Below are 19,331 nucleotides of genomic sequence, written 5' to 3'. Positions count from 1 at the left end.
ACCAGCGGGCCTGGAGGCCGGCCGAGACGACTTGAGCGTTGGCGCCGGGCCGCACGTCGCCGGTGTAGCTCAGCGACAGCAGCACGCCTTCGGCCACCGGACCGGTCAGGCTCACACCGAGCACCGCCCCGTCCCGTCCCAGCGCGCTGGTGCGCGTCGCGAACGGCACCCCGAACAGGCTCGAGCGCACCGTCGCGAACGTGTCAGCGAGCTCATGCGCCCAGTAGGCCCGGCCCTCCAGGCGCAGGCCCGCCGTGCCTTCGACCTCCAGGCTCGCCAGACGCCCGCCCACAAGCACGCGCGCACCGTCGAGGCCGGCGGTGGCGAAGCTCTGGCTCGCCAGACCGCCCCGCTCCGCCACCCGCGCCCGGGTCAGGCGGTCGTAGCTGACGCCCACCTCCGGCACGAGCTCGACCGGCAGGCCGGTCGCCAGCGCGTACCCGGCAAAGCCCGACACCCCCGCGTCCCAGCCCGAGGCCAGTCCGCTCGCCCGCGACACGCCCGTGCCCAGAGCCACCGTCCGGTCGATCCGGCCGTCCGCGTAGGACAGGCCCGCCGTGCCGCGCAGGATCACGGCACCCAGCCGCGTGCTGGCATACAGCGTGCCGCCGTAGCTGTCGGCCGCGCTCCGCCCGAGCCCGAAGCCCTGGCCTCGCCCAGTGCCGGTCTCGCGCAGGTAGCTGAACGCGCCGCCCACCAGCGTGTCGGCCCCGTGGCCCGATGCGACCTGCCGGTCGACGCCGAGCACCAGACCACCCGCGTCGAGAGCCGCCCCGCCCGCCGCGCGGTCGCTCGCGCGGGCGCCGAACCCGTACAGCGCCTCCGCCCAGACCCGGCCCTCGCCGGACGCCAGCGGCTGGTCCGGCGCGCCCGCCGCGCCGCGCATCTGCAGCGCCGAGCGGTTCGGGCCGAGCCCCGGATCGCCCGCGCTGAGCGAAGCCGCCCCGCCGCCCTGGCCGCGCAGGTGCCGGTCGATCGTGTCGGTCACCAGCCGGCGCGCGGCGAGATCGGCCATCACGGCGTCGCCGTAGGCCTGGCCCGACAGGCTCGCCAGCCCCCCCGGCAGCGTGGCCGGACCCGCCGCGTAGAGCGCGTCGAACACCCGCGCCCGATCCGGGTCCGGCCGCGTGCCCGCGGCCGGGCGGGCGGCGTCGAGCGCTGCGCCCACGGCCTGCGCGTTGCCGGTCTGGGTGAGCCCGAGCCCGGCGAGGTTGCCGTAGGCGGCGGGCGTGACCACGAGGTCGAGGCCGGTGGCGCGGTAGAGCGCATCGAACCGGGTGCCGGCGGCCAGCCCCGCCGTCGGCTGGGCCAGCCCGGTGAACGCGCCGGTCAGCCCGGCTTGGGCGGTCAGCACGCCGAAGCGCTGGCCGAGCGCCGGGGTGTAGGCGTTGGTGGCGTCGCCGGTGATGCCGCGCAGCACCGGCGCCAGGGTGCCGTTGGCCGCGACCGCACCGCTCGGACCTAGCGCCAGCAGGCGGGCGTAGCGGCCCGCGCCGGTGCCGGTGCCGATTCCGTCGATGTCGAGGCCGAACAGGCTGCCGGACGCGAAGGCGACCGGGCCGAGGACCGTGAGCGTGCCCGGCGAGTTGCCCGGCCGCAGGGCGCCCGCCACGGTGACGGGGCCTGCGACCGTGCCGATGCCGCGCAGGGTGCCTGCGGCCGCGACCGTCACCGGCGAGGCCCAGAGGCCGTTGAGCGAGAGCGTGCCGGCCTGGATCGTGGTCGGTCCGGAGAAGCGGCCGGTGCCGGTGAGCTTGAGGGTGCCGGATCCGGCCTTGGTCAGGCGGGTCGGGCTGGTGCTCTCCAGGATGGCGCCGGCATAGGTCGAATCGGTCGATCCGCTGACCGTGAGGGCGCCGTTGCCGATCACGCCGGAGGCGGTGCCGGCCAGGCTGGCGAGGGTGAGGGCGGTGCCGCCGAGGTCGAGCGGGCCGGCATTGGTCAGGCTGGTGAGCCCGGCGAGCGGCCCGGTGAAGAGGAGGCTGCCGGTGTTGGTGAGCGCGCCGTTGAGCTGGCCGGAGAGGCGGGCGGTGCCGGAGTTGGTGAGGTCGGTGGTGAGGACGCCGTCGCTGGCGACGAGCCCGGCATTGCTCAGGCCGGCGGGCGCGGTGAGGCTGGCATTCTGCGCGACCGTGACGGCGCCGGCATTGGTGAGGGGGCCTGCGAGGCTGTAGGCGCCCGTGCCGGAGACCGCGAGGGTCGCACCGGCGGCGTTGGCGAAGGTGCCGTCGCTGGCCACCGCCCCGGCGACCGTGACGGTGCCGGCCTTGTTGGCGATGGCACCGTCGATGCGGCCGGCGCTGGCGAGCATCGTGCCGGTGTTGGTGAGCCCGCCCGCGATCGTGCCGGAGGTGGCCAGTGTGCCGCTGTTCGACACGCCGCCCGCGATCGCGCCGGTGTTCTGGACCAGCCCGGCGTTGCTCAGGCCGCCGGAGATGGTGCCGCTGGTGGCCAGGATGCCGCCGTTCGATACGCCGCCCGTGATGACGCCAGCGTTCTGGGTCCGGCCGGTGTTGCTCAGGCCGCCGTTGATCGTGCCCGTGTTCGCCAAGGTGCCGGCGTTGGCGACGCCGCCGGAGGCGAGTCCGGCGTTGGCGAAGCCGCCATCGGGCCCGACCGACACCGGGGATACGAGGCGGCTGGTCGCCGTCAGCGCCAGCGTGCCGGCCCTCACCGAGGTGCCGCCGGCATATGTGTTGGCCGCCGTCAGCACCGCCGTGCCGGAGCCGTCCTTAAGAAGAAAACCCGGCTCGGACCCGTCCGTGATCACGCTCGCGAAGGTCGAGCTGCCGCTGTCGATGCGCAGGCCGCCATCGCCATCAAGAGTGATCGGGCGTGCGGTGGCGAAACCGTCCGCCAGGACGCGCAGCCGGCCGCCGTTGCCAAGGGTGAGGCCGGTGCCGTCCGCGCCGAGGTTGCGGTCGCGCCACACCGCCAGGGAGCCGCCATAGACCTGTGTGCCACCCGCGTAGGTGTTGTCGCCGGATAGTTCGAGGGTACCGGCGCCGATCTTGGTCAGGCCGCCCACGCCGGAAATGGCGTTGGCGAAGGTGCCGTAATAGGCTTGCCCGTTATAGGTGGTGTTCACCGTCCAGTCGGCGGTGAACTGGCCCGGGCCGTCGATCGCCTTGCCCAGGTTCAAGAGGCCCCAACCGTAGATCGCCCGATCACCCAGAGGCGTCGCGGTGGTGAACATCGTCTCTGCGATCTGCGGCGCCGTCAGGAACGGGAAGGCTTGGCGCAACACCGCCGCCGCACCAGCCACGTGGGGGGCGGCCATCGAGGTTCCCTGATAGCTGTCGTAGCCGCCCCCAGGGACAGTCGAATAGATTTTCACGCCCGGCGCTGCGATACACCAAGCCGCCGCGACCCCGCAGCGATTGCTGAAACGCGCGATCTTGTTGTTCTCATCGGTTGCCACAACGGCAATGATATACCCGTTTACGTTAGAGAAATTCGTTTCCAGATTGGCCGATATTCCCCCACCATTGATATCATAAACATTTGTCAAAGCGTTGCTGGGTTTGATGTAGGGGAACAGAGCATTGCCGTAAGGATTCAATGCGATCTTCGGCTGGTCTCTAAAATCATTCCCTGCAGAAAAAACGAACAGGAGGTCTTTCTTCGCCCCCTTCAGGATCGATTCATAATCATCTTCATTAAAAAAATACTGCTGATTGAATAGAACGTAGTCTTTGTTTGGTGTTCCATCCTGATTTCTTCGTTGGGGATATACAGGGCCATAACTTCCATTCAGGACTCGAGCGCCCTGGTCGATCGCGTATTCGATCGCCGCAGACGTGCTGGTGCCAGTTACGTGTTGTCCGTAGCGGGCGTGGATTATATCCAGATCGTTTTTGCTTGCGATTGCATTGAGCGACAGGATCTGGCTCTCGAAAGCGACGCCCATCATCTCTCCACCCCTTGGAGAGGCCCCGACTGTTCCCGACACATGCGTGCCGTGATTGTTGACATCGACCACGATCGTCTCGCTCGATTGCCCATTCGGCGCGACGAATTCTGGAAGCCAGAAATTACGTGAGGCGTCTGAAATCCGCCCCGTGAATTTCGGGTGATTCGGATCGATACCGGTGTCGACGACCGCCACCGGGACGTCGAGACCGGTGAAGCCGCGCGCATAGGCTTCCGCGGCGTTGATCGCCCGGAGCCCCCAATCCCCTTTGTAGGCATCCCAGGTCCGGAAGTCCGCCGCCGTGAGCGGCCGGCCCGAGGCATCGATCGTCGAGGGCGACTGCTCCGGCCGCAGACCGTCCTCCTCCGCCGCGACTGGCCCCAGGGCGACTAGGAGCGCAGCGAGCGAGCACCCGAGCAAATATCCCGCCCGTACCGACTGCTTTTTTCGGCCCGACGCAACAATATGTCTCGCTTTATTCAAACTCTCAGAGCTGATAATAGAATAATCAGCTCGAATAGACATTACAAATCCCTTCCGACGTCGTAGAACGATAATCCTATTGCATTACCTTATCGCTCGTTGTGAAGCTGTAACTTTACGGCAACAGCAAGTTTGGCGGCAGTAGACTTGAGACGACGGTACCCTTACCTGAGATGGATTGCCCGTCGCGCGTGCCGTCCATGAACAGCCCTGAGATCCGCCACCTGATTCGTTGCTGGGGATCACCGGACGTGTCCCACGGGCGGGGCGGGATTGACCCGGCCAAGCGTGTCCGCTGATCGGGCTGCCGGCATGTCGTCTGACACATCAGATCCGGTCGGGGACGCAGCGTCGGGCCGCGCCACGACGACCGCCGGGGGCGTCGCGATCCACCGCTTCGAACCGCCTCAGGATCCAGCTGCCATCGGTCCCGCGTGGCAGAGTCATCTCGCGCCGATCTTCACGGTGAGCTTCCGCCCGGAGACCGATCTCACGATCCCGATCTCCATGCACGGGTATCACCTCGGCGAGCTTCTGATCGGCGACGTGACGGCGCCGGCCCACATCCTGGTGCGGACACCGGAGATGATCAGCCGGCAGGGCATCGATCACATCCTGCTGCAATTCTACCGCAAGGGACGCAGCGAGGTGGAGACGGAGCGCCGGGCCAATCCGGTCACCGACGTGCAGTGCATCGTGTTCGATCTGGCTCAGCCGGTGCGCATCGTCGCCGATGCCGTGGATGCCACGAACGTCCTGATCCCGCGCGCCCTGCTGGAGGATCACGGCTGCTACCCGGCGGCCCTGCACGGCCGGGCCATCGACCACGACCAGGATCCGTTCGGGCGGCTGGTTCACAATTTCGTGGCGAATGTCGTTGCGTGCGGCGAGCTGCTCGACCCGCGCGAGGCCCTGTCGGCCTCGACCGCGATCGTGCAGCTCTGCGCGAGCTGGCTGCGCGGGCAGGCGGATGGACGCCCCGAGGCCAGCCAGGACATCCGGATCCGGATCCGCCGCTTCATCGAGGCGGAACTCAGCAACCCGAAGCTCACGCCAACCCTGATCGCCACGCAGCTCGGCCTGTCGCGCTCGACGCTCTACCGGATGTTCGCGCCGAACGGCATCGTCGCCTATATCCGCGACCGCCGCTTGATGGCCGCCATGCGGATGCTCGTGCGGGATGACGGGTCGCGGCCCGCCCGCATCGCGCAGGTCGCCTACGCGGTCGGCTTCACGGACGAGCGGACCTTCCGCCGCGCGTTCAAGCGCCGGTTCGGCTTCGTTCCCAGTGTCGCCGGTCCGCTCCGCCTGGGCGGTGACCTGGACCCCGCGCCCGGGACGGTCCTGCGCAGCTGGATCGAGAGCCTTTGACGATCTCCGCACCGATGATCCGCAATCCGCGCCACGGTCCGGACAGCGTTCGGCCAATCGGCCCGTGTCGTCGTGAAGGCCAGGCATGTGTCCAGCAAGCAGACACAGACCGTCCGTTTTCACGACACTTTCGGGGATCTGTGCGGCGACCTGGCGGGGATCACGAAAATTTAGGTTCCGCCACCGCGGGCCTGAGACCCGCCAGCGGAACCTGACCGCGTCCGGGGCGTCGGGCCGTTCGCAACGCTGACGGCCACCGCGTGGGGGGCTGTCCGGAGGGCGCGATGATGGGCGGGACAGGCAGGTTGATCGGGTGGGCGCCTCATGCGTGAGACGCACGATGTGTTCGCCTTCGCGCATATCGGCGACCTGCACCTGGAGGGCGGGGCCGACCGGAACGCCGATGACCTGCGGGCGATCCTCGCCGAGATCGACGGCCTCTACGGGCGCGGCCTCCTCGATTTCGCCTACCTGCCGGGCGACCTCGCCGAGGATGGGCGGGCGGCCCAGTACGCGATCCTGATCGAGGCCCTGGCGGCCCATCCGAGCCTGCCGGTCCGCCTGATCGCGGGCGATCACGACCGCCAGCACGGCACGATGACGGACTTCGATGCCCTGTTCACGCAGATGATGGGCAGCGCGCAGGGCGGCGGCCACCGCGCACACGATCATGCCTTGTCCAAGTCCGGGCAGCCCGATCCCGTGCCGCAATATTACTTCGCCGAGACCATCGCCGGGGTGCGCTGCCTGTTCCTCGACATGATCAGCGCCGGCTACGGCCGGAAGGGATTCGGCCTCGATTTCCGGCTCGGCCCCGACCAGCGCGAATGGCTCAGGACCGAACTCGCGGCGGCCGACCGGGACGGCCTGCCCTGCGCGGTCTTCGCCCACACCTATCCGGACGACCTACAGGTCCCGGAGGAGACGACGGAACTCGCCGGCCTGATCCGCAGCCACGGCGTGCGCCTCGTCGAGATGGGCCACACCCACTACAACGAGCTCGCCCATGATGGCCGCACGCTCTACGCCGCGGCCCGCTCGGTCGGACAGAACGAGGAGGGCGCGGTGGGCTACGCGGTCGCCGCCATCGACGGGGCCGTAACGAGCTGGCGGTTCAAGCCCCTGGACCAGGGCCTGCCCTTCGTCATGATCACGAGCCCGGCCGACCGGCGCCTCGCCACGGAGCCCCTCGGACCCGGCGGGACGATCACGGTGCGGGCCCTCGTGCTCTCGAACGCCCCGCAGGCGGCCTGGTCCTGCCAAGCCCACGTCGACGGCGGCCCGGCCCACCCGATGCGTCCGGCCGGCCCGCGCATCGTCGAGGCGCAGATCCCGTGGCCAGACGGCGCGCAGCGCCTCACGGTCACGGTGGCGGACGGCACGGGCGGCAGCGACACCGAGACGATCGAGCCCGTCTCGTGCGGGTTCACGCCGCCACCCGCCCCGGAGCGCCCGGGCAGCGACGCGTTCCGCACGGAGGCCTGGCCCGGCAAGGGCATCCGCGGCGACCAGCTCGGCCCCAACCGCAACGGCCGGGACTGGTAGCGCGCGCCATCCAAAACGCTGCAGACATCCGTTTCCCGACTCACCCGATACAGGACCACCGGAACCGATGGGCGCGCTGACGCTGTCCCCCAACATCACCACCTGGGCGATCACGGCCCTCGCGACGCTCGGCGTCATCCTGCGGCCATTCTCCTGGCCGGAGGCAATCTGGGCCGTGCTCGGCGCCGGCGCCCTCGTCGCCCTCGGGCTGCTCGCCCCCGCCACCGCCTGGGCGGGCGTCCTCAAGGGCACCGACGTCTACCTGTTCCTCGTCGGCATGATGCTGATGTCGGAGGTCGCCCGGAAGGAGGGCCTGTTCGACTGGCTGGCTTCGATCGCGGTGCGCGCCGCCAAGGGTTCGGCGGCGCGGCTGTTCACCCTGGTCTACCTCGTCGGCACCGTCGTCACGGTGTTCCTGTCGAACGACGCCTGCGCGGTGGTGCTGACGCCGGCCGTCTACGCCGCCACCAAGGCCGCCAAGGTCGAGAACCCGCTCCCCTACCTGTTCATCTGCGCCTTCATCGCCAACGCGGCGAGCTTCGTGCTGCCGATCTCGAATCCCGCCAACCTCGTGGTCTTCGCCGACCACATGCCGCCGCTGATGCGCTGGCTGACCCTGTTCGCCCTGCCCTCGGTTCTGGCCATCGTGACGACCTACGCGGTTTTGCGCCTGACCCAGGCCAAGTCCCTGCGCGGGCAGAGCGTGGCGACCGATGTCGAGGCTGCATCGCTTTCGCGTACCGGCCTCGTGGCGGGGATCGGCATCGTGGCGACCGGCGGCGTGCTGATCGGCGCCTCCGCGCTCGGGCTCGATCTCGGCCTGCCGACGTTCGTGGCGGGCTTGGCCACGACCATCGTCGTGCTCCTGCTCAAGCGCGGCGGCCTCGTGGAGGTCGCCAAGGACGTGTCGTGGAGCGTGCTGCCGCTGGTGGCCGGCCTGTTCGTGCTGGTGGAGGCCCTGGAGAAGACCGGCGTGCTCGCCATGCTGGCGGACCTGCTCAAGGGCTACGCCCACGCCGCCCCGACGGAGACCGCCTGGGGGGCGGGCGGGCTGATCGCGGTGCTGTGCAACCTCGTCAACAACCTGCCAGCCGGGCTGATCGCGGGCGCCGCCGTCCACACCGCCCAGGTGCCCGAGAAGGTCGCGGGCGCCATCCTGGTCGGCGTCGATCTCGGCCCGAACCTCTCGGTGACGGGCTCGCTCGCCACGATCCTCTGGCTCACCGCCATCCGCCGCGAGGGCCAGGATGTCGGCGCCTGGACCTTCCTCAAGCTCGGCCTGCTGGTGATGCCGCCGGCCCTCGTGCTGGCGCTGGCCGGCCTGCTCCTCGTCTGATTTCCGCCCCGAGAACCCCAAGGTCCGCGCGTGACGGCTGCCCTCCTCTATCCCTTCATCCTGGTGGCCGGCGCGTTGCAGGCGCTCGGCAACGCCATGAACGCGCAGCTGAGGGGCAAGCTGGTCAATCCCTGGCTCGCCGCGACGGTGTCGTTCCTGCCGATCGTCTTCGTGTTCGCAACCCTGTTCTTCACGATGCCGACGCCGCTGCCGAACCTCGACAGCCTGAGCAAGATGCCCTGGTACGCCCCGCTTGGGGGCGTGGCCGGCGCGGTAGCGGTGTTCGGCGGCCTCGCCTTCATCGACAAGGTCGGCGCCGGGCCGTTCAACGGCCTGACGCTCACCGCCAACATCCTCACCTCGCTGGCGATGGACGCCTTCGGCCTGTTCGGCCTTCAGGCCTCGGGCTTCAAGCCGATGGCCTGGCTCGGCGGTCTGCTGATGGCGGTGGGCGTGACCTTCATCGCGAAGTCCGGCGGCAAGAGCGAGGGCGGCGAGGGCGGCATCGGCGGCAAGCTGCTCTACCCGTTCATCCTCGTGGCCGGCGCCCTCATGGCGATCGGCGTGGTCTGGAACGCCCAGCTTCGGGGCGCCCTGGAGAATCCCTGGCTCGCCGCGACGGTCTCCTTCATCCCCGTCGTGTTCGTGTTCGCGCTGATCTTTCTGCTGCGCCCGTCGCCGCTGCCCAACCGGGACGATATCGCGGGCGTCCGCTGGTGGATGCCGCTCGCCGGCATCACCGGGGCGGTGGCGGTGTTCGCCGGGCTGCTCTTCGTCGACAAGGTCGGGGCCGGCGCCTTCAATGGCCTCTTGATCACCGCCAACCTGCTCACCTCGGTGGCGCTCGACCATTTCGGCTGGTGCGGCATGAAGCAGGTCAAGGCCGGCACGCCGCGCCTCATCGGTGCCGCCGTGATGGTCGCCGGAATCGTGCTGATCTCCCTGTTCTGAGCGGCCGGGATGTGGGCCTTCCCCGCCTGAATGCTGCGCCGCGAGGTTCTGCGCCGCGCCGGCGCCAGCCTGCTGGGCGCGGGCGGGGTGGCGGCAGCAGGCCGCCATCGTGTTCGCCGACATGCGCGGCTCCACCGCCCTGGTCGAGAGCCTGGACCCGCACCGCCTCTCCGCGTTCCGGCGCCGGATCACGCGCCTCGCCCGGCTGCGCGGCGGCGGGGTCGACAAGTTCATCGGTGCTGGCGCCCCGGTGGTGTTCGACCTGCCCAAGCCCCGGCCCGACGACGCCCGGGCCCTCACCTTCGCCCGGGACCTCGTCGGGGTGATCGCCCACTGGACCGCTGAGGCCGAGGCCATCCGCATCGGCATCGGCGTCCATTACGGCGCGGTCCTCTGCGGGATCATCGGCGAGGAGGCGCGCTACGAGTTCACGGTGCTGGGCGATGCGGTCAACGTCGCCGCCCGCCTGGCGCAGGCGGCCAAGCTCCACGGCGTCCCGATCCTGGCCTCGGAGGCGGCACGCCATGCCACCGGGGAGCCCGCGGGGGCGTGGCGCGAGGTCAGCCGCAAGCCCCTGCGCGGCCGCCGGGAGCGGATGCCCTACCACACCCCCGCGGCGCTGGATCCGCCCGGCTCCGGCCAAGTCCGGGAAGAGGATTCGCGTCCGCCCGGCCCCCGGATCGGCACCTGAGAAGAAGATGTTCGTGACGCCATAAGAACCGAGAACATGAATCTCCCCGCGCAGGAAAATACGAAAGACGCGTCCATTGCGGACGACCACCCCGGGGGCGACATTCCCGATATGCGCACGTATCCCGAAGCCCGGCCGACAGCCTTCGATCCGTTCGGCGAGCCCGTCACGGACGGGGTTGCGCGCGTCTGCCCGGAAGCCACCGGTGACCGGACGGCCCGGCGCGTCGCCGGTGCCGTGTTCTGGACGCTTGCCGTGGTGATCCTGGCCGGGCGCGTCTACGCGTACGACATGCCGGCGGTGCAGAACGTCGCGGCGCACGCCGTCCAGATGCTGGCCCTGCGCTGAGGGCGTTGGGTCGACCCTTCGGTTCTCCGGAAGTCCTCAGGCGGCGCGGATGCGACCGGACACGGCGCTCAGTCCTGATGTTGACACGCGCGCCTGCGCCCAACCGGTGTCCTTTCGGGCGGAGGACGCCCTAGGCCGGTTTAAGCTTCCCGAACCGCTTGAGCAGGCGATCCCGCTTCAGGCGTGACAGGCGGTCGATCCAGAAGACGCCGTCGAGCTGGTCGATCTCGTGCTGCACGACGGCGGCCGAAAAGCCGTTTGCCGTCTCCTCGTAGGCTGTTCCGTCAAGGTCGCGATAACTGAACCGTACCTCTGCGGGTCGGGTGATCCGTTCCCGCACCCCCGGCATGCTGACGCTGCCCTCGTCGTGGGTCGCCGTCTCAGGGGACGCCCGCAGGATCACCGGGTTCACGTAGACGCACCAATCCGCCTCCGGCGTCATCCGGATCACCACGACCCGCGCGGGCACGCCGATATGTGGGGCGGTGAGGCCGATCGCGCTGGCCTCCCGCAAGGTGTCCCAGATATCGGCGACGAGCGTCCGCAGGTCCGGTCCGAACGTCTCGACCGGGGCAGCCGGTTGAGCGAGGCGCGGATCCGGGAACAGAACGAGGGGGCGGGCCGGCATGGTCGGTCTACCTGGGACGGTGTGGTGTCCGCTTCCCTCTAGCGTGGCCGATCCGGCCCGCAAACGCATGCGCAAAGACCCGGCTTCAGAAGGTCCGGGCCCGTTTGCGGGTGCGGGGCAGCGCCCTGCTGTCGGGCTGCGCGCCGTTCGGGATCCCGGGTCGATGGCACGCGGTCGCGCTTCAGGCGAAGAACCGGTTGGCGGGCCGCGCCAAGCCCAGATGGTCGCGCAGGGTCGTGCCGGCGTAGTCCCGGCGGAACAGGCCTCGCCGCTGCAACTCCGGGACGAGCCGGTCGACCACGTCGTCGAGCCCCTCCGGCACGAAGGGGAACATGACGTTGAAGCCGTCGCAGGCGCGGGTCTCCAGCCATTCCTCCATCCGGTCGGCGACCTGGGCCGGCGTACCGACCATCTGCAACCCGCCATAGCCGCCGACCTTGCGGGCGAGCTCCCGCACGGTCGCACCGGTGCGCCGCGCGTATTCGACGATCTGCGCCTGCCCGCTCTTGCTGGCATTGGTCTCGGGGATCTCGGGCAGCGGCGCGTCGAGGTCAAAGCCGGAGGCATCGACGCCAAGGCGCACCGACAGGTTGGCGAGCCCGCTATCGGGATGGACGAGGTCGTCGAGCCGCGCCTTCTTGGCCTGCGCCTCGGCCTCGGTCTCGCCGAGCACCACGAAGCAGCCCGGCAGGATCTTGAGCTGGTCCGGATCGCGCCCGGCCGCCGGCATCCGGCCCTTCACGTCGGCGTAAAAGGCCTGGGCGGCTTCAAGGGTCGAGCCGGAGCCGAACACCATCTCGGCGGTCTCGGCGGCGATCTGCTTGCCCGCCTCCGAGGCGCCGGCCTGCACGATCACCGGCCAGCCCTGTACCGGCCGGGCGATGTTGAGCGGGCCCTTCACCTTCAGGAACGCGCCCCGGTGATCGAGGACGTGCATCTTCTCGGGATCGAGGAACAGCCCGCTCTCCGGATCCATCGGGAAGGCGTCGTCGGCGAAGGAATCCCACAGGCCGGTCACGACGTCGAAGAACTCGCGCGCCCGGGCATAGCGGGTGGCGTGATCGACATGGGCGTCCCGGCCGAAATTATGGGCCTCGTCGGGGTTTCCGGAGGTCACGAGGTTCCAGCCGGCCCGGCCCTTCGAGATGTGGTCGAGCGAGGCGAATTTGCGGGCGACGTGGTAGGGCTCGTTGTAGGTGGTCGAGGCCGTGGCGATCAGGCCGATCCGCTCGGTCAGCACGGCGAGCGCCGGCAGCAGGGTCAGCGGATCGAACGACGTGACGGTGGCCGAGCGGCGGAGCGCCGCCGGCGGCATGTTCATCACCGCCAAGTGGTCGGCCATGAAGAAGGCGTCGAACTTTGCCGCCTCCAGCCGCCGGGCGAAATGCGCCAGGTGCTCGAAATTGAAGTTCGCGTCCGGGTAGCCGCCCGGATAGCGCCACCACCCGGTGTGGATCCCCACCGGACGCATGAAGGCGCCGAGATGCAGCTGACGGTCCCGGCTCATCGATGCCGTCTCCGATATCTTACGGGTGCTTGTGGATCGGATCGACCCAGTAGACCGTCTCGGGCGCCTCGGCGGCCGCGACGTCGGGCAGGTTGACCACCACCGCCTCGTTGTCCGAGCGCACCAGCACGCAGTGCAGGGGCTCGTCGGTCGAGGCGTTGATCTCCTGGTGGGGCACGAAGGGCGGCACGAAGATGAAGTCGCCGGGGCCGGCCTCCGCGACGTATTCCAGCCGCTCGCCCCAGCGCATCCGCGCCCGGCCGGAGACCACGTAGATCACGCTCTCCAGTTCGCCGTGGTGGTGGACGCCGGTCTTGGCGTCGGGCTGGATCGCCACCGTGCCGGCCCAGATCTTCTGGGCGCCGACCCGGGCGGCGTTGATCGCCGCCTGCCGGAACATGCCGGGCGTCTGGGCGGTGTTGGCGTCGAGCCGGTCGCCGGGGATCACCCGCACGCCGTCGTGCTTCCAGCGCTCGGCCGTAGCGTGGTCGTGCGCGTGGGTGTGATGGTCGTTGCCGTCGTCGTGCATGTCGGATCCTCCAGGGCCATCATCGCACGGCTGTGACGACTTGCGAGAAGCTTGTGTCGAGGATCGCCTCGGCCCGCGGCGCCCGGGCCTTCGGGATCAGGCCGGCACGCACGTAGAGGTCGATGTTGCGCTGCTCGTCGGCCACCACCGCCGCGTCCATCGGCACCGCCCGGTATGCGGCCCGCCCGAACCAGCGCAGCGGCACCGCCTCGGGCAATCCGATCAGTCTCGACCAGACGGCGGCATAGGGCGCCGGGTCCTTCAGGGCCCAGGCCCGCGCCCGGGCGAGCCGTTCGCCAAAATCGGTCAGCAGCGCGCGCTTGGTCCGGATCGCTTCGTCGCTCGCCACCGCGAAGGTCAGGCCCGGGGTGATGCCGTTGCCGTCGCGCACCACCCGCACGAGGCCGGCGAGTTCGGCCGTGGAGGTGTAGGGCTCCCAGGTCGCCCAGGCGTCGACCGCTCCGGAGGCGAGGGCGATCTTGGCGTCGGCCGGCGGCAAAAAGCTGAAGGTGATGCTGTCGGCGGGAAGGCCCGCCTCCTCCAGCGCCGCCAGCACCACCTGATGGCCGATCGAGCCGCGGTTCGTGGCGATGCGCTTGCCCCTGAGGTCGGCCACGGTGCGAAGGGGTGACGCCTTCAGCACCAGGATCGCCAGCCCGTCCTGCCGGTTGCGGAAGGCGAGGAAAGCCTTCACCGGCACACCGGCGGCGGCCGCGAAGGTGAAGGGCGCGTCGCCGACGCCGCCCGCATCGATCGCCCCGGCGTTGAGCGCTTCCAGCAGGGGGGCGGCGGCCGGGAACTCGCTCCAGTCGAGGCGGTAGGGCAGATCGTTCAGGACGCCGGCCGCCTCCATCAGCGCGCGGGCATTGCCGCGCTGATCGCCGACCCGCAGAACATCGTCCGCGTATGCGGGCCAGACCGCCAGGAACGCCAGGAACGCCAGGAGGACGAGGAGGCCGGCCCGCATCACGCGGCCTCCGCCGCGCCGCGGCGCCCGAGGGCGGCCCGGAACGCCGGCAGCAGCGCCCGCCCGTACTGGATCGCATCCTCCAGCGGGTCGAAGCCGCGGATCAGGAAGGTCCGCACCCCCAGGTCGTGATAGTCGAGCAGCGCGTCGGCGACCTGCTCGGGGGTGCCGACCAAGGCGGTGGAATTGCCCGCCGCGCCGGTCTCGGCCGCGATGGCGGTGAACAGCCGCTTGTCGTGGCGCGGCCCCGCGGCGGCGGCGGCCAGGAGCCGCCGGGAGCCCTCGTTCTGCGGCACCGCGGCCGGGCCGAGCCCCTTCGCGGCCCGGAGCGCTCGGGTCCGGGCCAGGATGTCCTCGGCCCGCTCCCAGGCCCGCGCCTCGGTCTCAGCCAGGATCGGGCGAACCGAGAGGCTGAAGCGCGGTGCCCGGCCGTGGGGCGCCGCCGCTGCCCGCACCCGGCCGATCAGCTCGGCCACCTGCGCGTGGGTCTCGCCCCACAGGGCGTAGGTATCGGCGTGGCGCCCGGCTACCGCCAGCGCCGCCGGCGAGGCCCCACCGAAATAGACCGGGATCGCGTCCACCGGCTTCACCTCGGAGAAGCCGCCCTCCACCCGGTAGTAAGCGCCCGCGTAGTCGAACGGCGCCGTCGCGGTCCAGCTCTGCCGGACGATGTCGAGGAATTCGCCCGTGCGGGCGTAGCGCTCGTCCTTGGTGAGGTGATCGCCGTCCTGGGCAAGGTCCCGGTCGTCGCCGCCGCTGATCACGTGGATCGCGACCCGGCCGCCGGTGAGCTGGTCGAGGGTCGCGAATTGCCGGGCCGCCACGGTCGGGGCCGTGAAGCCGGTGCGGTGGGCGATCATCAGCCCCAGCCGCTCCGTCACGGCGGCGACCTGCCCGGCGAGCAGCAGCGCGTCCGGTGCGGTGGAGTAGAACGCCACCAGCACCCGGTCGAACCCGCCCCATTCATGCGCCTGCGCCAGGAGTTTCAGGTAATCGCGGTCGATCGGCGGCCCCTCGGCGGGATGGATCTCGGAGGTGTGGCGGGGGGCCACGAAGCCGATGAACTCGACGGAATCGGGGGGCAGCGGGCTCATGGGCCGATCTCCGTGTCGGGGCTCGCGCGCCGGGGCGTCCTGGCCAGCCGCCAAGGCGTTTGCGGTCAGCGCTTTGAATCCCGTGATCGTCCGCCCGGCCACGCGGCGCGTCAACGAAACGCGTTTTCGAAGATCGGCACCCGCGCAGGAGGAAACCCTGACGCGGGCGCCGGCCGGAGAAGGCTCCGTCTCCTCACCGCCCGGATGAGAGAGATCGTCCTCACGTCGACCGCGCCGAACGCGTGCGACACGCCGTGCCCGCTACCCGGCGCGTGGATGAACATCCGCGTTCGATGCGGGAGAAGCGCGAATGAGATCGTCCGATCCGCACAAAGGTGAGGACATGCTTCCGGCGGCTCAGGTGGGTGCCGTTCGAACGAGGCCGTCACCCTGGCCGGCCGGGTCGTCGTGATGCGGCCATGACCGGGCCGCCGCGACGAGACCCTCGCGATCACGATGCCGCGCCCACGCGCTTCGTCTCGCCGCGCGACGAGGCGGCGGTAGGCCGGGTCATGGCCGCCCTCTGCCGCTCGCCCTGCATCCGCCCTCGGCGCGCGCCAACCCAGCCCGGAGGGGCACGCCGGCAGGTCGTGGGGGGTCTTGCGGGGCACGTGCGGGCCGGGATGACGCGATTCCAGCGGCGGTCCCGGCCAGATCCGCTGCCCGCTGAACCGGCATCAGGGCGCGACGGCCTCAGACCGCGCGCACCTGCCCGATTGCCCACCGGGACGGCGGCGCCGTGCCGCCGAGCGTGTCGTCGCCGATGATCGGAGCCCCGAAGGAGGTCCGCCTCCCGGGATGAGGCTTCAGGCCTTCATGCAGGCTGGCGCAGCGCCGGCATCGCACCGAAGCGGAGGATCTCTTGGTGCATCCGGTCCAGCGGCAGGACCTTCACGGCCGCGCCCCGCTCGATCGCCTCCTTGGGCATGCCGAAGACCACGCAGCTCTCCTCGTCCTGCGCCACCGTGAGCGCCCCGGCGCGCCGCATCTCCAGAAGGCCGGTGGCGCCGTCATCGCCCATCCCGGTCATCAGGACGCCGAGCGCGTTGGCGCCGGCGCAGCGCGCGGCCGCCCGGAACAGCACGTCCACGGAAGGCCGGTGCCGCGAGACCAGGGGACCATCCTTCACCGACACGCTGTAGCGGTTTCCGGTCCGCTGCAGCAGCATGTGCCGCCCCCCGGGGGCGATCAGGGCCCGCCCGGGCAGCACCGCGTCCCCGTCCTCCGCCTCCTTCACCGCGATGGCGCAGAGGCCGTCGAGCCGCCGGGCGAAGGCCGCGGTGAAATGCTCGGGCATGTGCTGGACGATCACGAGGCCCGGGCAATCCGGCGGCAGTACCTCCAGCACGTCGCGCAGCGATTCCGTGCCCCCCGTCGAGGCGCCGATGCAGACGATCCGGTCCGTCTCGGCCACCGCCCGGTTGGGGGTTGGGGCCGGCAGCACGGCGTCGGCCGTCAGCTTCTTCTCAATGCGGCGCGGCTCCGGGCGGCCCGGGCGCAGCTTCGCCCGGGCCGCGGCACGGACCGCGTCGCAGACCCGCACCGAGGATTCCAGCAGGAACTGGCGGGTATCGATCCGGGGCTTCGGCACGATGTCGACGGCGCCGGCCTCCAGCACGTCGAACAGCGTCCGCGAGCCCGCCTCGGTCAGGGCCGAGCAGATGATCACGGGGATCGGCCGCTGGGCCATGATCTTCCGCAGGAAGGTCAGCCCATCCATGCGCGGCATCTCCAGATCGAGGAGGATCACGTCCGGCACCGCCTCTTGGATGCGCCGGGCCGCGATGAACGGGTCCGCGGCCGTGCCGATCACCTCGATGTCGGGCGCGCCCTCCAGGATGGTCACGAGGGTCTGCCGGACCGAGGCGGAATCGTCGACGATCAGGACGCGGGTCGGATCGCGGTGGTTCATTGGATCAGGTCCCGCGCCCTGCGGAAGATGGTCGAGGACACCTGCTCGAGGCCCGGCACGCCGGTCCCGGCCATGGATTCCGAGTGGCCGACGATCAGGAAGCCGCCCGGCCGCAGATGCTGGGCGAGGCGGCCGAGCACCGCCTTCTGGGTGTCCTTGTCGAAATAGATCAGGACGTTGCGGCAGAAGATGACGTCCACGTCCTGGTCGACCGCGTAGGACGCATCCATCAGGTTGAGGCGCTGGAAGTGCACGTGGCTACGCAGTTCGGGCACGATCCGCCCGAGCTTCCGCGCGGGGTCCCGGGAGGTCATCACGTAGCGGCGTCGGAAGGCCGGCGGGATCTGCACCAGCATCTCCTCCGGGTAGATCGCCTCCGCGGCGACGCGCAGGACTTCCGTGGAGATGTCGGTGCCGAGGATCGCGTAGCTGAACCCGTACCCGGCCACGATCATGTCCTGCAGGATCATCGCCAGGGTGTAGGCCTCCGCCCCGGTCGAAGCGGCGGCGCTCCAGATCTTGAGGCGCGGGTTCCCGCCCCGCCGCCGGCAGAGCAGCGGGACCAGATCGTCGCGCAGGTGCTCGAAATGGGCGGGCTCCCGGAAGAAGTCCGTCTTGTTGGTGGTGACGCAGTCGATGATGTGGACGAACTCCTCCGCGAGGTGCCCGTCATCGAACAGGTGGTCTCCGTAGGCCTTGAGGCTGTCGAGGTCGAGCGCCCGCATGCGCTTGCGCAGCCGGCCCTCGACCATGGTGCGCTTGGTCTCCGGGATCTGGATGCCGATCCGGGCCTGGATCAGATCGGCGACCGTGTGGAAATGGCGGTCCTTCAGCTGCGGCATGGCATCGATCCCTGGCTGTCAGGCGGCGAGCGGCGGCTCGAGCAGGGCGGGATCGTCGCCCGCCATGAGCGCCTCAAGGTTGAAGACCACCACGAAGGCATCGCCCTTGCGGCCGATGCCGGCGATGTAGTTCGAGCGCCAGCGGCCACCGACCTCGGGGGCCGATTCCATCTCGGCCCGGTCGAGTTCCGTCACCTCGATCACCCGGTCGGCCACGAAGCCGACCCGCAGGGCGCGGTCCCGCAACGGGATGTTCAGCAGGATGATGCGGGTGGCGGGCGTCACGGGAATTGCCGGCAGGCCGAGCTTGGTCCGCAGGTCGATGACCGGGTAGCTCTGCCCGCGGACATCGATCATGCCGACCAGGAAGGGCGGGGCGTGCGGCAGGGCGGCCGGAGCCCGGTAATCGAGGATCTCGTGAACGGACTCGATGTCGATCCCGAAGATCTCACGATCGAGGCCGAGAGTCAGATACTGCCAGACGCTAGACATAAGGGTCTCCGGCTAGGGCGCCGCCTGTCGGATCCCCGCTTCGGGAGTCCGCATATCGGTGGGGTGGTCGGTCAGTTCGGGATCCGGGCCCGCGCGGGCCCGGACTTGGCGCGGTGCGCATGTCGATCAGGCGGCGCGGATGAACTCGGCGTCGCGGGCGTCGCCCTCGCCCATATCGAGGGCAAAGCCCGGCGACCCGGCTGCACGCGCCCGCGTCCGCGCCTTCGGGGCGCCCGCCGCCTTGCCGGGCCGGGTCGGCCCCGCCATCCGCGCCGCCGCAGCCCGCAACTGCGGAACCACGGCTGCCACGTCCGACGCCGCCTCGATCCGGAAGTAGGCGATCGTCGCCTGCAGCCGCTCCGCCTGCGCGGCTAGCTCCTCGGACGTCGCCGAGACCTGCTCGGACGCGCTCGCGTTCTGCTGGGTCACCTTGTCGAGCTGCTGGATCGCCTGGTTGATCTGGCTCGAGCCGACATCCTGCTCCCGGCATGCCGCCGAGATCTCCTCGACCAGGCTGGCGGTCTTCCTGATGTCGGGCACCAGCCGCCCCAGCATCTCGCCCGCCTGCTGCGCCGCCTTGACCGTGTCGACCGACAGCGTCCCGATCTCGGCCGCCGCCGCCTGGCTGCGCTCGGCGAGCTTGCGCACCTCGGACGCCACGACGGCAAAGCCCCGCCCGTGCTCCCCCGCACGGGCCGCTTCCACCGCCGCGTTGAGCGCCA

16 protein-coding genes are annotated in these 19,331 nt (G+C 70.3%); 6 read left to right on the top strand and 10 right to left on the bottom strand.

The features are described from left to right. The coding region (locus BLQ49_RS30680) for an autotransporter serine protease (RefSeq protein ID WP_091722931.1) at nt 1-4,438 on the bottom strand (4,438 nt) is incomplete at its 3' end. Nucleotides 4,439-4,708: 270 nt separating this feature from the next. On the opposite strand from BLQ49_RS30680, the gene BLQ49_RS28385 reads away from it, so the two are divergent. From BLQ49_RS28385 to BLQ49_RS28360, 6 genes are all read left to right on the top strand, one after another. Next, nucleotides 4,709-5,767, top strand: coding sequence for a helix-turn-helix domain-containing protein (locus BLQ49_RS28385; RefSeq protein WP_091722924.1), 1,059 nt, complete (start codon nt 4,709-4,711; stop codon nt 5,765-5,767). Nucleotides 5,768-6,091: 324 nt separating this feature from the next. Beyond that, nucleotides 6,092-7,312 carry a metallophosphoesterase family protein gene (locus BLQ49_RS28380; protein WP_091722921.1) on the top strand — a complete coding sequence of 407 codons (1,221 nt, stop codon included), beginning with the start codon at nt 6,092-6,094 and terminating at the stop codon, nt 7,310-7,312. Nucleotides 7,313-7,379: 67 nt separating this feature from the next. Further along, nucleotides 7,380-8,648, top strand: coding sequence for an arsenic transporter (locus tag BLQ49_RS28375; RefSeq protein ID WP_091722917.1), 1,269 nt, complete (start codon nt 7,380-7,382; stop codon nt 8,646-8,648). A 30-nt stretch (nt 8,649-8,678) separates the two neighbouring features. Next, a complete protein-coding gene (locus tag BLQ49_RS28370) occupies nt 8,679-9,599 on the top strand; it encodes a DMT family transporter (RefSeq protein ID WP_091722915.1) in 921 nt (306 codons plus the stop codon). A 109-nt stretch (nt 9,600-9,708) separates the two neighbouring features. Then, complete coding sequence (locus BLQ49_RS28365) at nt 9,709-10,290, top strand: adenylate/guanylate cyclase domain-containing protein (RefSeq protein ID WP_244507803.1); 582 nt, start codon at nt 9,709-9,711, stop codon at nt 10,288-10,290. A 36-nt stretch (nt 10,291-10,326) separates the two neighbouring features. Next, nucleotides 10,327-10,638, top strand: a complete 312-nt coding sequence (locus BLQ49_RS28360) for a hypothetical protein (RefSeq protein WP_244507802.1) — start codon at nt 10,327-10,329, stop codon at nt 10,636-10,638. Between the two features lie 130 nt (nt 10,639-10,768). On the opposite strand, the gene BLQ49_RS28355 is transcribed toward BLQ49_RS28360, so the two are convergent. The 9 genes from BLQ49_RS28355 to BLQ49_RS28315 all read right to left on the bottom strand — a co-directional run. Then, nucleotides 10,769-11,266, bottom strand: a complete 498-nt coding sequence (locus BLQ49_RS28355) for a peptide deformylase (RefSeq protein ID WP_091722912.1) — start codon at nt 11,264-11,266, stop codon at nt 10,769-10,771. 181 nt (nt 11,267-11,447) lie between these two features. Further along, a complete protein-coding gene (locus tag BLQ49_RS28350) occupies nt 11,448-12,773 on the bottom strand; it encodes an LLM class flavin-dependent oxidoreductase (RefSeq protein ID WP_091722910.1) in 1,326 nt (441 codons plus the stop codon). Nucleotides 12,774-12,792: 19 nt separating this feature from the next. Next, nucleotides 12,793-13,302, bottom strand: coding sequence for a cupin domain-containing protein (locus BLQ49_RS28345; RefSeq protein WP_091722907.1), 510 nt, complete (start codon nt 13,300-13,302; stop codon nt 12,793-12,795). A gap of 19 nt (nt 13,303-13,321) precedes the next feature. Then, nucleotides 13,322-14,269 carry an ABC transporter substrate-binding protein gene (locus tag BLQ49_RS28340; protein WP_091722905.1) on the bottom strand — a complete coding sequence of 316 codons (948 nt, stop codon included), beginning with the start codon at nt 14,267-14,269 and terminating at the stop codon, nt 13,322-13,324. After that, nucleotides 14,269-15,363, bottom strand: a complete 1,095-nt coding sequence (locus tag BLQ49_RS28335; RefSeq protein ID WP_091722902.1) for an LLM class flavin-dependent oxidoreductase — start codon at nt 15,361-15,363, stop codon at nt 14,269-14,271. The genes BLQ49_RS28340 and BLQ49_RS28335 overlap by 1 nt, the downstream gene beginning before the upstream one ends. Nucleotides 15,364-16,177: 814 nt before the next feature. Next, complete coding sequence (locus BLQ49_RS28330) at nt 16,178-17,275, bottom strand: protein-glutamate methylesterase/protein-glutamine glutaminase (protein WP_091722899.1); 1,098 nt, start codon at nt 17,273-17,275, stop codon at nt 16,178-16,180. Continuing rightward, complete coding sequence (locus tag BLQ49_RS28325; RefSeq protein WP_091722896.1) at nt 17,272-18,117, bottom strand: CheR family methyltransferase; 846 nt, start codon at nt 18,115-18,117, stop codon at nt 17,272-17,274. The genes BLQ49_RS28330 and BLQ49_RS28325 overlap by 4 nt, the downstream gene beginning before the upstream one ends. Before the next feature lie 18 nt (nt 18,118-18,135). Next, entirely contained in the window at nt 18,136-18,609 is a 474-nt protein-coding gene (locus BLQ49_RS28320) for a chemotaxis protein CheW (RefSeq protein WP_091722893.1), read from the bottom strand. A 126-nt stretch (nt 18,610-18,735) separates the two neighbouring features. Then, nucleotides 18,736-19,331: methyl-accepting chemotaxis protein (locus BLQ49_RS28315; RefSeq protein ID WP_244507801.1), on the bottom strand; the 596-nt coding region annotated here is incomplete at its 5' end.

It is taken from the genome of Methylobacterium phyllostachyos, from assembly GCF_900103445.1.
In the GTDB taxonomy this organism is placed as follows: Bacteria; Pseudomonadota; Alphaproteobacteria; order Rhizobiales; family Beijerinckiaceae; genus Methylobacterium; species Methylobacterium phyllostachyos.
This window is presented reverse-complemented; position numbering and strand designations above follow the sequence as displayed.

What these genes read in the sequence shown, in the direction of transcription:
- BLQ49_RS28385 (WP_091722924.1), top strand. Translation starts at nt 4,709, where the DNA reads ATGTCGTCTGACACATCAGATCCGGTCGGGGACGCAGCGTCGGGCCGC.
- BLQ49_RS28380 (WP_091722921.1), top strand. Translation starts at nt 6,092, where the DNA reads ATGCGTGAGACGCACGATGTGTTCGCCTTCGCGCATATCGGCGACCTG.
- BLQ49_RS28375 (WP_091722917.1), top strand. Translation starts at nt 7,380, where the DNA reads ATGGGCGCGCTGACGCTGTCCCCCAACATCACCACCTGGGCGATCACG.
- BLQ49_RS28360 (WP_244507802.1), top strand. Translation starts at nt 10,327, where the DNA reads ATGAATCTCCCCGCGCAGGAAAATACGAAAGACGCGTCCATTGCGGAC.
- BLQ49_RS28355 (WP_091722912.1), bottom strand. Translation starts at nt 11,266, where the DNA reads ATGCCGGCCCGCCCCCTCGTTCTGTTCCCGGATCCGCGCCTCGCTCAA.
- BLQ49_RS28350 (WP_091722910.1), bottom strand. Translation starts at nt 12,773, where the DNA reads ATGAGCCGGGACCGTCAGCTGCATCTCGGCGCCTTCATGCGTCCGGTG.
- BLQ49_RS28345 (WP_091722907.1), bottom strand. Translation starts at nt 13,302, where the DNA reads ATGCACGACGACGGCAACGACCATCACACCCACGCGCACGACCACGCT.
- BLQ49_RS28340 (WP_091722905.1), bottom strand. Translation starts at nt 14,269, where the DNA reads ATGCGGGCCGGCCTCCTCGTCCTCCTGGCGTTCCTGGCGTTCCTGGCG.
- BLQ49_RS28335 (WP_091722902.1), bottom strand. Translation starts at nt 15,363, where the DNA reads ATGAGCCCGCTGCCCCCCGATTCCGTCGAGTTCATCGGCTTCGTGGCC.
- BLQ49_RS28330 (WP_091722899.1), bottom strand. Translation starts at nt 17,275, where the DNA reads ATGAACCACCGCGATCCGACCCGCGTCCTGATCGTCGACGATTCCGCC.
- BLQ49_RS28325 (WP_091722896.1), bottom strand. Translation starts at nt 18,117, where the DNA reads ATGCCGCAGCTGAAGGACCGCCATTTCCACACGGTCGCCGATCTGATC.
- BLQ49_RS28320 (WP_091722893.1), bottom strand. Translation starts at nt 18,609, where the DNA reads ATGTCTAGCGTCTGGCAGTATCTGACTCTCGGCCTCGATCGTGAGATC.